Source organism: Terriglobales bacterium (genome assembly GCA_035567895.1).
Lineage (GTDB): Bacteria > Acidobacteriota > Terriglobia > Terriglobales > Acidobacteriaceae > Gp1-AA112.
Genome location: DATMPC010000104.1, coordinates 1 through 12,583 on the forward strand (window position 1 = coordinate 1; position 12,583 = coordinate 12,583).

Sequence of the window (12,583 nt, forward strand, 5' to 3'; positions counted from 1 at the left end):
GGTACTTCGTTCAAGGCCTCCCCATGACGTGCAGGTGTGCGTAGGGCGAACCTGCCCACATGATGTACGCTCCGGTATCGCGATGGGTCACCGGCAGTCCGGTGGCCTTAGGATCGAAGGGCCACATGATCATCCAACGCGGGGGAACGGTCATCGGCGGGCTGGTTTTGTCGTAGGGATCGCCAGCCCGCCTCGGAAAAAGAAAACCTGGGCGCCGTCGCTGGGGCGAAGTTTCACGAACGTATCTTCGAATTCAATCGCCCGGCAGATCTCATCAGATCTCGCATCTGATTCGTGCGCAAGGAAGGTCTTCGCCCTAATGAAAAATGGCGAGGCCACTTGACCTCGCCCGCTACGGCGTTAGGCTTAATACCACTTAGTTGTGACCATCGCTGCCGCCAAAGGAGCGCACGGCTCCCGTAGCGATCCAGCGCTGGTTGGCGCCCGGAAGATCCGGGCCAATTCGGATTAGAAAGAGAGGGTTGTTGCAGGTGGCCGGAGGGGCATTGAATGTCCCCGAAAATTCCGCATTGCCACGCGCGTCCAGCGGCACTGGAAGCGTGGTGAAAATGGTTGGATTCTGCTGGCCCGCATTGCAAATCAACGAGCCCTCAACTTGATCCACGCCGTCCGGAGTGCCGGTGGCATTCCCACCATTCAATACGAGCCCTTCGACATCGAAGGAAACATGTCCGGTCGAAAGACTGACGCTAGCCCTTCCGCCGGTCGTGCTCCAAGGAGTGGTCCCGGGGTTGATTCCCGCGACCGCATCGTTATTGGAAACGGTGATATTGCCGACGATTGTCTTCCAGCGAACGCCATTATCGTCGTGGTCTTGCGCGAAAGAAGCTACGGCAAGCAGCAAAATTGTGAAGAGACCTACTACCGTTGTCTTGGCATGGTTGCGTAACGATTTCATTTCTGTACGTTCTTCCTTTTCTTGAATTGAATTATGTTCGGGCCCAAACACAAAGAGCGGAGCCCTTCTTATGCAGCTCCGCCCAGAATCAGTTCGAACTCCTCCACCGCGCCTGCAATGCGGACCATGTAGACGGCACGAGAGTCATCATCAGCAATTCCTATGATTCGGTTTTCGTTTAGCGACGGTGGAAGGGGATTACGCCAGACAATCTCCATTGCCATTGGTCCTTTCATGCAGCAGGCTCGGGGAGTCCCTCCTGCCGTTCGCTGGTTGCAGCAACGTCAGACTAGGCAAGTAGCGAAATTATCGTGTGACGTATCAGTGCCGTTCTCTTACAATTTCCGTGACGAGGGGACCGCGCATACAGCTAGGTGGAAGTGACCGAGCTCGCAGCTCTAGCCCGCCTTACCGAACACCAGCAATCCGATTCGTCCCACGTAAAAACTCTCGCGTGCCGTCTTTTTTTGAGCGCGTTCCACCTGGGTAGCATCAGCAGGACATCACCATGAAGACCTTTCAGTCGTTTCGGCTCGACACTGGGAACCAGTGTCTTTGGCGAGCAAAGGACCGGGTTCCGCTCACGCCGAAGGGCTTTGATGTCTTGCGCTATTTAGTGGAGAACCCAGGCCGCCTGGTGACGGTCGACGAAGTTCTCGAGGCGCTTTGGTCGGAGACGTACGTAAATCCCGAGGTGGTGCGGAAGTACATTCGAGAAATCCGCGAGGTGCTCGGTGACGACGCGGACAATCCGCAGTACATCGAAACGTTTCCCAAAAGGGGATATCAATTCGTAGCTCCGGTTACCGACGAAATCATCGACACACCACAAGGGGTTCCAAGTACTGAGAATTTGAGAAGTATCGTCGGACGGGAGCCCGAGCTATCCGCACTCGATGGACTCCTCGATAAGGCACTGGTCAGCCAGCGTCAAGTAATTTTTGTCACGGGGGAAGCCGGTATTGGCAAAACCACACTGGTGGACGCGTTCCATTCTCGGACAAAACGTATTCCGAATCTTCGGGTCGCTCGCGGACAGTGCGTCGAGGGCTTCGGGGGAAAAGAAGCTTACTATCCGCTTCTCGAGGCTCTCGGTCGATTTATGCGAGGTCCGGAGGGAAATGCCGTCGTAGAGACGTTCGCGAAGCGTGCGCCTACATGGCTGGTGCAGTTTCCTTCCCTGGTAAAAAGCGAGCAGAGAGAAGCCCTTCAGCGGGAGATCCTGGGAGCCACGCGCGAACGCATGGTGCGTGAAATCTGCGAAGCGCTGGAAGCGATCACCACGGAGAATCCGCTGGTTCTCGTGGTAGAAGACCTCCACTGGTCCGACCCATCCACACTCGATCTGATCTCAGCGCTTGCTCGGCAACGAGGTCTAGCAAAACTCGTCCTGCTCGGCACCTATCGGCCAGCAGACGTAGTGTTGTCTCAAAACCCGCTAAAGCGTTTGAAGCGGGACCTGCTGATTCACAATCTGTGCCACGAACTCCCATTGGAGCGGCTCGAAGAGACAGACATTGCGGATTATTTGGCTGCAGAGTTTCCGGGCAGTAACTTGCCTCCCACTCTCGCAAAACTGATTTACCGGCATTCCGGCGGAAACTCATTATTCATGGTGGCGATCGTCCAGGACATGGTTAAGAAAGGATTGATCGCAGCGCACGGCGAAACGTGGTCCGTCACGGTGCCACTTGAGAACTTCGCCCCCGGTGTTCCCGAGTCCTTACAGCAGCTGCTGGAAGTCCAATTCGATCAGCTGGCCGCACTCGAGCAACGTGTCCTGAAACACGCCAGTGTCATCGGAGACCGCTTCTCTGTGTGCACTCTGAGCTCCATGCTGGACACTGAGTCAGATCAGGTTGAAGAGGCTTGCGAATCACTAGCAGAAAAACAGCAATTCATTCGCTATGCAGGCATCCGGGAATTTCCGGATGGAGATACTGCTGCGCAATACGAATTCATCCATTCGCTCCACCGCCAAGTTCTTTACCGGCGAATCTCTGAGAGCAACCGCGTGCGGCTTCATAAGACTTTGGGAGAGCGTCTCGCGGCCGATTGTGCCTCCGACCAGCCTGAGATGGCTTCAGAGATTGCGCTGCACTTTGAACTCGGGCGCGAGTATTTACGCGCGGCCAAATATCTTTTGATAACTGCGGAGAACGCAACCAGGAAATTTGCCTATCGGGATTCGGTCCACATACTCGAGCACGCCCTCCGCCTTGCATCTAGAGTTCCGTCGCGTGCCGCCATCGAGCTGGAAATTCGGATTCTTGGACGCATGGGAGACGCTCAGTACACCTTGGGGGATATGTTGGAATCGGCCCGAGCGTTTGAAAAGGAAGCTAATCGCGCGGCGCAGGCGGGCTTAAGAGCAGCGCAGGTGAATGCGTTGAGCTGTCTGGCGCGCACCACAGTCTTGATTGATGGAGACCAGGGCCTTGCAGTTTGTGAGCGAGCGCTGCAAGCATGCGAGGGCCTTGATAATCCCCTGATCGTTGCCCGCACACAAATGCTTGCGGCCACGCTGCGTCTCGGTTACGACGAGTGGCGACAAGAAGATGCTGAGACCTGCGCATTAGCGAGACAGACCATTAGCCGTCTGACTGATCCTGAGCATCCGTCCTACCAGGAAATCTGGCATACGAATCTTCAGTCGTTGCAGGGGGAAAGCCAGGCAGCACTTAGAACCTGCGAAGCCGGAATCTCCAGATATTACGAGGTGTGGGATACAGATCGACAGACACTTCAAGGCGAGTATCGCGACGCGCTCAGGACTGCGGAGACGGGAATTTCCAAAGTGGATGAAAGCACGAGCCTTGTCGCCTATGTCCTTGCGCTGAGCGCGAAGACAATTGCACTTCTACATCTGGGTCAGTTCGGGCGGGCGCTGGAAGCTATGCGGGCAGCCAGAGCAAGGGCAGAGAAAAACGGCAACAATGCGTGGATGTTTATCCTTCGTGAAGCCTGGCTGCATACTGTGATCTTCGACTTCGAGGGAGCGCAGCAGCTGTGTGCGAGGCTAGTCGATACTAATCCAGGTTATCTCGCACGCCATCCGAATGCCATGTCGCTCATCGCCAGAGGACATTCCGCACTTTATGACGGACGTTATGAGGAGGCGGCGAAATCTTTCACCGAAGTACGCGATCGGAAGTCGACGCAAAAATTTTTCCTGCATTGGTACTGGCGTATGCAAGCGGAGCTTGGGCTAAGCAATGTCTTTCTAGAAGCAGGAGATATTGCGAATGCTCAGCGTGAGGCGGAGCGATTCCTGAAATCGGCGTTGTCGACTTCAGATCCGAACCTGCAGGCGCTCGCCTGGATGACGAAAGCACGAGTAGCAATGGCTCAGAAAGAATGGATCGCAACCGAAGATGCTCTCCTGAAGGCCTTCGCAATTGTAGATAGATTTGAGGTGCCGCTGGCGGCCTGGCGAGTCCACGCCACAGCCTGGGAGTTTTACAGACAAGTAAGAGAAGCCGACAAAGCCGAACAGCACCGGAGTCGAGCCGAATCGTTAATCCTCGCAATGGCCAAGTCGCTCGATTGCGACGAATCACTAAAAGACGGCTTCCTCAAGGCTTCTCCAATCCAGCGCATTTTGGATGGGACTGAGCTCGCAAAAACGCTGGCAGCGTGTTAGTAAGCGAGCTCGACCTTTAGAGACGATGTCATGACGGGACGAAAGATCGTTTGCTACGGCCGACCATTGTCGCTCGACACACTTCTGCCAACGTCTCCAACTTCAACGGTCGCGTCCGCCCAATTAACAGCCCTCTTCGTCATTTCAAGTCGTTTGTCGAACGACACCGCATCTGCCAGGGCGAGCATCACCACTCCCTGAGCGAACATATAGCGGTTCCACTTTGTAAGCCTTATCTCGTGTCCTTGGAGCCACACGTCTTCTTTATCGGCGCCCAAGATTAGTGTTACTTGCGGCTTCAGGTTCCCCTTCACGCGGTACTCCTGAGCAACTACTAAGCATGCCGCTGCATAAACTTTCTGAGCTTCTACTGCCGGCCACTTCTGCCTTCCGCTTTGAACCGTCAGACCATCCTGCGCAAAGCATGCGACGGCTAAGAGGAGATGACCAAGAATGTATTTCACTGATCTTTTCATCTGGGATCTGCTTCACTGATCTGCGGAGTTACTTTGGCGACTTCGCCTAAAGGCTGGACATTTGGGATCGGGATCGCCGTCATGTTTCCGGCCACAGACCTGCAGGAGAGCTCCTCTGCCCGAAGCGCTTGCTCAGCGCTTCTCGAAGCTGCAGTCGCGCACGAAGAAGGCGCGTCTTGACGGTCGGCACACTCAAGCCCAAAGCTGAGGCGGTCTCATTAATGGAGAGTCCTTCGATGTCTCGCAACACGAAGACCGGGCTGTAACCATCCGGCAACTGTTCAAGAGCCTGGCGCAATATGTCCCTAAGTTCGGATCGGCCGTAGAGCTGCTCTGGGTTCGGTCGCCAATCCGGGAGATGCTCCGCCCTAAAACCCTCTTCGTCCTGCCAGTCTTCATCGAGTGACACCATGGCCGGCTGCGGACGGCCACGCCTTGCGAGAGCAGCGTTCACGGCGATTCTCGTGAGCCATGTGGAGAACTAGGCTTTCTCTTCGAAGTTCTCGAGATGCTGGAATACCCGCAGAAACACTTCCTGGACTATCTCCTGCGCGTCGTCGAGACTATGGCTGATGTGATGGGCGATGCGAAAAACTCGCGAGGTGTGGCGCCGTACCAGCTCTTCGAAAGCGGCTACATTCCCCTGTTTCGCCGCATGAACCAGTCCGCTTTCGGAAAGCGATCCCTGGTTCGATTGCATCTGATTAGCGCACATCGGCGACTCCTTATATGTCTCTTGCGATGGGCCCGTAATCCCGCACCTAGCTATCGCGCGACTTTCCTAGTCTTGATCGTGGTCGGGAGTGTTGCTTTGCGCAGTACATACTCGCGTGGGGAAAATTGCCTCGAAGCGCTGGCTTAAGAAAGTGAGCAATTCTTCGCCAGATCTGAACTTCACCTCCACGCCCGAATCGACTTCTTCAACCCAGCCTTCAACCCGACCTTGAGTTGGTTCCGTTTCAGGTGCCAAACGAACTACGAAAGCTCCACGCATAACGTAGCCAGAATAGGGTGCAGAAGGAGCCCAGGCGTGACGTCCTGGTGGCGTTTACATTGCATTTTTGTGACGAATAGTGTTTTTTCGGACCAAGAGAGTTCGTTCTTAGAATGATCGTTACCCCCTGACTGAGGTTTTCAGAAGGCAGCCACTCGCCAGTTCAGTCGGACAAATGCGGCAAGAATTGTCAGAAGTAGGAGAAGCGCAGGACAGGAAAGGACAGACGTGCCAATCTTCAAAGGGTTAAAGAATCTTCGACCCGAGCCACAAGTAGACATCGGTGTCGATCATGACGAAGCACACGGCTTACCGCAAATTTGCGGCCTGGGATATGTACTCGTTGCGCAGAAGATGGGAAGCGTGACGGAGTAAAGCGTCAACGAGAAAGAGTAGATATCGCATCCGTCATCGTTGCCGCAAACCTGTGGGGACGCCGCAATGGCGAGGGCCGCACCTGCCCTCGCAATACGGAGTCCCCATCAGGAGTCGCTTCGTATCTCGAATCGTATTTCTCTAAGCGGAAATCGCAACTGGCAGAAGTGCCAGCGGAGGACTACCGAGGAACGGAGGCAGATTGAGAGATGGCAAACCACTTTGCCATCGCGCAATCGCTGCAAACCCAGGCAATCTTTGCGCTCAATGCCTTCATCGAAAAGAACCAAACGCCACAACGGGAACACAGGTGGGGCTTATAAGAACTCTCTACTCTCATCACTCACAATTCCAAAAAAGATTTGAGGACAACTAGTCCACGAGTAAAACCTTATTGCTAGAACGGGAATCTGTCGTTGCGCTGGAGCAACGGCAACCATGTAGAAGTACGTGCGCCGCTATAGAGCAGATTCCCGGAACGGCAAGGATGCGGGTATCTCAGTTCGGGCGGTTCGAGAGCACCCTGGAGTCTTGAGAGAGTGATACATCGTGTGGACTCGTAAGACTGACAGTCCAGAACGGGCAACTCTGACAGTATCGGGACCTCGGGACGATTGGCATCATCATTGTTCGTTACGCTCGGAAAAGCACAGCGTGGAACTTCACGGAGGATGAGCAAGGTGCTAAAGAGACTTGAGACGACATTCACTTCATGGCTCACCGATCAGGAACTGGCAGTAATTATCGGGCTAATTGTTCTGATTTTTGTGAGCTGGGGAATTTACCCCTTCCTGACTCGATGAGTCTCCCAACCCCCTCCTGCAGATGTGCTGGAAAGACCAGCCCCCTGTAAGAGTTGACAGTTCTGCCTTACCGGTCGCGACCTTAGCCTGTTCTTGCGAACAAAATGCCAGTGATGCCTCACTTAGCCACTACGGCTCGGAAGTGAGTTTCGGGAAAGGGCACAGTCCCAAGCCGCGCTGGCAATACTTGCATATGACTGCGGTTCTCGCCGTCCGGGCTTGTCAGCCTGCCTTGCCCGACTTCGTCGTTCGGCTTCTCATTGGCTTCTTCGTTTGTTTTTCAACCTCTTCTATGTTCCCGCAGCAGCTCGAACCCCGTGCTTATTCACCTTCTCCTGTGGGTACCAGTTTCCTTGCAGTTGGCTTTACGCGTTCTAGTGGTGGCGCGATTTTCGATCCAACGGTTCCGGTCACAGACGTTCAGGCCACGCTATATTCCTCGTTTGTCGGCATTGGGCGAACGTTTGGACTATTCGGACGGCAGTCATTAATCAACGCGGCTTTGCCGTATGTCTGGGGAGACGTTTCCGGGACTGTGGGTGAACAGAGCGGTTCGATCTCAAGATCGGGACTCGCAGCCGCTCATTTCCGTTTTGCATTCAACATCCTCGGCTCACCGGCGCTCAAGCCAAGAGAGTTCGCCGCAGCCAAACATGACAAATTCATCCTCGCCGCGAGCTTGTCGGTAGATACTCCAACTGGTCAGTACAACTCGGCAAAGCTCATCAACCTGGCTACAAACCGATGGGCCTTTCGACCTGAGATTGGTTTTTCGAAGCCTATAAAAAAGCTTAACTTCGACTTGTACACCGCCGCCAGCTTGTTCACCACCAACGAAGCGTATTTTCCCGGAGATTCAACGCGCAGCCAGGATCTCCTAGCGTCGATTCAGGCGCACTTAAGCTATACCGTGCGACGCGGACTGTGGGTTGCGTTCGACTCGACCTGGTATGGCGGCGGCGCCGTCCATCTGAACAACGGTCCGGGAAAGTCACGCCAGAGCAACACGCGAGTAGGCGGAACTCTGTCTCTGCCCATCGGCAAAGTGCAATCGATAAAGGTCGCTTACAGTTCAGGCGTTACTGCGAGAGCCGGCACCGCTTTCAAGACGGTCGGTGTTAGCTGGCAGTGTATAAGGTTGGATCGACACTGAAGAGACCAAGCTTATGATGCCGCGGATATCAAATTGTATTAGGCTGCGCCCGCCAGTGAGTGTGCGGCTATCTTCTTCTTCCTTTTTCGTGCCTGATACACGGTAAATAGCAACGCCATCGGAATTCCTATCGCGGCGGAAGCAATTATCGTGAGATCTACGTTGCTGTCTGGGAACGTCTCCGCCGCGATGGCCAGGCAGATTGCAAAGCTTCTCAACGCACTGCTGAGCGCCATAACTCCCCGCGTTTCGCGGTCGGAACCGCCCAGGAACCAACCGAGGATCATTCCACCAAGGATGAACAGCACAAGGCCTAGCAGCGCTCCCCCACCTGCAATAGCCTTCGCAGCTGCGGTTTTAGTCGATCCGGTAGAAATCGTGAATCCTACGAAGGCTAAAGTCGAAAGGACCGTGAATGGCTTTTGTAATGCCGTAGCAAGCTTCGGAAACCACCTATTGAGCGCAAGGCCCGCGATCAAAGGCAGGGCGACGTAAACAAGGATTGCCTTGATCACCTTTGCATAGGGCACGCTCACGGGGAGCTGCGATTGAATTATCCAGTGGGCCAAGACCGGAGCCAGGAGCACCCCCACAAAGGTCAGGAGGAACAGCACTGCCGCTGCGAACTCGATTCGGGCGCCGAGCTTTCGCGTGAAATTAAAGGCCAGAAAGTCTCCGGGAACTACCGCAAGCAGAAGGATTCCATCCTTCACGTCCTGCGCCATCGGTATGAGTTGCACCAACACGATAGCCAGAAGCGGCACCAGCACAAAATTAATCAGCAGGGCTCGTGTGACCAAAGCCCTATTGCGCAGCGCCGCTGCTATTTGGCGCAACGTCGCTTCCAAGGTAATCGACATCATTGCGAGAACGATGTAGATCAACAGCAGAATCTTGTCTGTGGGCCACAATACGGTCGCCATAAAATCTCCAAATACTTAGTCGTTCTCACATCGAAGACAGGAGCGCAGCAATTACAAATTCCGGGCTCAGCTCGTGCATGGAGTGTCCGGTCAGTAGGGTCCCATGCGCAGTGCGATGCTTGCGAACGCTAGGGTTCCCAATAACGAAATCGCGACCGCCACCATCATTGCGAGCGACCAACGAGTGCCGATCGAACTTGAATAATGCAACTGCTTAAGCAGGCTACGGTGCTGAACACAGGCGATAATGAGTCCGGCGGTTCCTAACGCGATCAAAGTCAGACCGAGATTCCGCGGGCCGTTTTCCCGGATCGGCAACTTCTGAGATTCTTGCATCGCCTGCAGAAACTTGTAGATCGTGAAGCCGAAGCTGATCATCGACAACGCCGTTCGTATCCAAGCGATCAGCGTGCGCTCCGCGGCCATGCGCGTACGCTGAAAGGCCAAATCAGTGGAATTCGGAACGGCTTGCAAAGTCACCGCCTGGCCCATGTCGCTGCCTCCGTGAAGTGCGCGTGATCAGCGCGCCGAGAATTCAGATAACAAACCTATGAGGAGTCTGCGTCGCAAAAAACTGTCAGCATTGACAGCCGCAACTACTCCACGTGTTGAACTTTCATTCCTCAAACGAAAAACGGTGCGTCGCGATGAACCACGACGCACCAGGAGGGCACAGGAGAGACAAAGCGTCTACGACGACATCAGTTAGCGGCTGTCAAGATTGACAGATTCCGGGACTGATCCTGCGGAGAACAACTGCCCGGCCAGCGCTCCAACGCACATAGCCGGGAAGTACGCAAAAAGTCCAGCGCCAAGACTGGCAACATTGCCAGTCCACGAGGGCGCTATCGCGCGGCTAGGCTTGGCGGCTGAATGAGAGGAATCTAGAGATGCCTTCTAACGATTCGATTCAACGCCAAGTATTACCCATTCCGGACCGCAAACCGGTCGGCCTGACTACTTACGACGCCAAGGATCCGGACACAAAGTTTCCGCCGATCACGCCGCTGCGTCCTCCGGCGGGCGCGCCGAACGTGCTCTGGATCCTTCTTGACGATGTGGGCTTTGGAGCGTCGAGCGTCTTCGGCGGTCCGTGCAAGACGCCCACCGCAGAGAGGCTGGCGGCAGGTGGCCTGCGATACAACCGATTCCATACCACCGCTCTCTGCTCGCCGACGCGGGCGGCGTTCCTCACGGGACGCAACCATCACGCGGTTGGCATGGGCGCCATTACTGAGGTTGCTACTGCGGCTCCCGGCTACAACTCATTGCGGCCGAATACTTGCGCGCCGCTGGCTGAGATCCTCAAGCTGAACGGCTACTCGACGGCCCAATTCGGGAAGTGCCACGAAGTCCCGGTCTTCGAGGCCACTCCGATAGGGCCATACGGCCACTGGCCAACGGGCTCCGGTTTCGAGCATTTCTTCGGGTTCATCGGGGGCGAAACCGACCAGTACTATCCGGGGTTGTACGACGGAACCACGCCGGTCGAGCCGGATCGATCGCCTGGGCAGGGCTACCACCTGATGGAAGACTTGGCCGACAAGGCGATCGCATACATTCGCCAGCAGAAGGCGATCGCGCCCGACAAGCCATTCTTCATTTATTTCGCCCCGGGCGCGACCCATGCGCCGCACCACGTCCCCAAAGACTGGATTGCGAAATACAAAGGCAAGTTCGATCAGGGTTGGGACAAGGTTCGCGAAGAAACTTTCATACGCCAGAAGAAACTGGGAGTTATCCCCGCCCAATGCGAGTTAACCAAGCGGCCGGAGGAGATTCCGGCGTGGGACAAGACCGAAGCGAGACTTCGTCCGGTGCTGACGCGCGAGATGGAAATCTACGCGGCTTTTCTCGAGTACGCCGATCATCACGTCGGTCGGATCATTGACTCGCTGACCGATTTGGGAATCCTGGACGACACTCTCATCTATTACGTCATCGGCGACAACGGAGCTTCGGCGGAGGGCTCGCTGATTGGGACCATTAACGAAGTCGCGATGGGCGACGCGCCCGATCTGATAACGCCGGAGCTCATGATCGAGCGCATTGACGACCTCGGCACGTCGCGGTCGTTTAACCACTATGCAGTGGGCTGGGCGCATGCAATGGACACTCCGTATCAATGGACCAAGCAAGTTGCGTCGCACTGGGGCGGCACCCGCAACGGAACGATCGTCCACTGGCCGAAGGGGATCAAGGCCAAAGGTGAGATCCGCTCACAGTTCCATCATGTGATCGATGTCGCGCCCACAGTGCTCGAGGTGGCGGGGCTGCCGGCGCCGACGATCGTGAATGGCGTCCTTCAAGAGCCGCTGCACGGCGTCAGCATGGCGTACTCGTTCGATGACGCAAAGGCGCCGGAGCGGCATGAGACACAGTACTTTGAGATGCTCTGCAATCGCGGCATCTACCACAAAGGCTGGACCGCCGTGACGAGGCACGGCGTCGCGCCCTGGGTAATGGCAGAGGCGCAGCCTCCGCTCGATGCCGACGTCTGGGAGCTGTACGACACAAACAAAGATTGGTCACAGGCCTACGATCTCGCCAGGCAGATGCCCGAGAAGGTCGGTGAACTTAAGCGACTCTTCGAGCTCGAGGCGACGAAGTACAACGTCTTCCCACTCGATGACCGCAAGGTCGAACGTGCCAATTCGGACCTCGCAGGACGCCCGTCAGTCGTGCACGGCACAACGCAGCTCCTGTTTCCCGGCATGCGTCGCCTGCAGGAAAACTCAGTTATCAACACGAAGAACAAGTCGCATTCGGTTAGTGCGGAGATCGAGGTGCCATCGTCTGGCGCCGGCGGCGTCATTGTCGCCCAGGGGGGCAACATGGGGGGCTGGAGCCTCTACGCGTACCAGGGCAAGCTGAAGTATTGCTACAACTGCGTCGGCATCCTGCGCTACGACGTTACCGCGACCTCACCATTGCCGGCTGGCAAGCACCAGGTACGGATGGAGTTTGTCTACGACGGAGGTGGCCTCGGTAAGGGCGCGACCATCGGCTTGTATGTAGATGGAAAGAAAGTCGGCGAAGGCCGCGTCGAGCGCACGCACCGCTTCCTCTTCTCTCTGGACGAGACGCTGGAAGTTGGCTGCGACGTGGGCGAGCCCGTTTCGGCTGACTACGGACCGGGCGGCAATGAGTTCAGCGGAAAGATTAACTGGGTGCAGATCGATATCGATGCCGCCGCCAAGGATGCCGATCACATGATCGAGGCCGAAGAGCGATTCATGATCGCCGTGGCGCGGCAATAGAAAAACCACTGTCGGTCACAGTAGAGCGCGGTCAGTT

The 12,583-nt window shown here is 55.8% G+C and carries 10 protein-coding genes and 1 pseudogene; 4 read left to right on the forward strand and 7 right to left on the reverse strand.

All coding sequences use genetic code 11. The features are described from left to right. Nucleotides 1–376 precede the first annotated feature (376 nt). Both VNX88_22030 and VNX88_22035 read right to left on the reverse strand, forming a co-directional pair. Complete coding sequence (locus VNX88_22030; protein ID HWY71362.1) at nt 377–919, reverse strand: hypothetical protein; 543 nt, start codon at nt 917–919, stop codon at nt 377–379. 68 nt (nt 920–987) lie between these two features. Beyond that, nucleotides 988–1,155: a hypothetical protein gene (locus tag VNX88_22035; GenBank protein HWY71363.1), complete on the reverse strand. Its 168-nt coding sequence runs from the start codon at nt 1,153–1,155 to the stop codon at nt 988–990. A gap of 272 nt (nt 1,156–1,427) precedes the next feature. Here VNX88_22035 and VNX88_22040 point away from each other — a divergent pair, with 272 nt between their 5' ends. Continuing rightward, nucleotides 1,428–4,562 (forward strand): AAA family ATPase, encoded by a 3,135-nt coding sequence (locus tag VNX88_22040; protein HWY71364.1) that lies wholly within the window; start codon nt 1,428–1,430, stop codon nt 4,560–4,562. 53 nt (nt 4,563–4,615) lie between these two features. Here the strand turns inward: VNX88_22040 and VNX88_22045 are convergent, their stop codons facing one another. The 3 genes and pseudogenes from VNX88_22045 to VNX88_22055 all read right to left on the reverse strand — a co-directional run bounded on the left by VNX88_22045 (nt 4,616) and on the right by VNX88_22055 (nt 5,753). Further along, the gene (locus VNX88_22045) at nt 4,616–5,038 is read right to left on the reverse strand and encodes a hypothetical protein (protein ID HWY71365.1); all 423 of its coding nucleotides are present in this window, start codon (nt 5,036–5,038) and stop codon (nt 4,616–4,618) included. A gap of 79 nt (nt 5,039–5,117) precedes the next feature. After that, nucleotides 5,118–5,507, reverse strand: a pseudogene (locus tag VNX88_22050) (sigma-70 family RNA polymerase sigma factor). 12 nt (nt 5,508–5,519) lie between these two features. Beyond that, complete coding sequence (locus tag VNX88_22055; GenBank protein HWY71366.1) at nt 5,520–5,753, reverse strand: sigma factor; 234 nt, start codon at nt 5,751–5,753, stop codon at nt 5,520–5,522. 507 nt (nt 5,754–6,260) lie between these two features. Between VNX88_22055 and VNX88_22060 the strand changes: the two genes are divergently transcribed. Beyond that, a complete protein-coding gene (locus tag VNX88_22060; GenBank protein HWY71367.1) occupies nt 6,261–6,407 on the forward strand; it encodes a hypothetical protein in 147 nt (48 codons plus the stop codon). A gap of 996 nt (nt 6,408–7,403) precedes the next feature. Next, the gene (locus tag VNX88_22065) at nt 7,404–8,363 is read left to right on the forward strand and encodes a transporter (GenBank protein ID HWY71368.1); all 960 of its coding nucleotides are present in this window, start codon (nt 7,404–7,406) and stop codon (nt 8,361–8,363) included. 38 nt (nt 8,364–8,401) lie between these two features. On the opposite strand, the gene VNX88_22070 is transcribed toward VNX88_22065, so the two are convergent. Next, a complete protein-coding gene (locus tag VNX88_22070; GenBank protein HWY71369.1) occupies nt 8,402–9,286 on the reverse strand; it encodes a bile acid:sodium symporter in 885 nt (294 codons plus the stop codon). Nucleotides 9,287–9,376: 90 nt separating this feature from the next. Then, on the reverse strand, nt 9,377–9,778 hold the full coding sequence (locus tag VNX88_22075; protein HWY71370.1) for a DUF202 domain-containing protein: 402 nt from the start codon (nt 9,776–9,778) through the stop codon (nt 9,377–9,379). A 398-nt stretch (nt 9,779–10,176) separates the two neighbouring features. Between VNX88_22075 and VNX88_22080 the strand changes: the two genes are divergently transcribed. Further along, complete coding sequence (locus VNX88_22080) at nt 10,177–12,546, forward strand: arylsulfatase (GenBank protein HWY71371.1); 2,370 nt, start codon at nt 10,177–10,179, stop codon at nt 12,544–12,546. Nucleotides 12,547–12,583 lie beyond the last annotated feature (37 nt).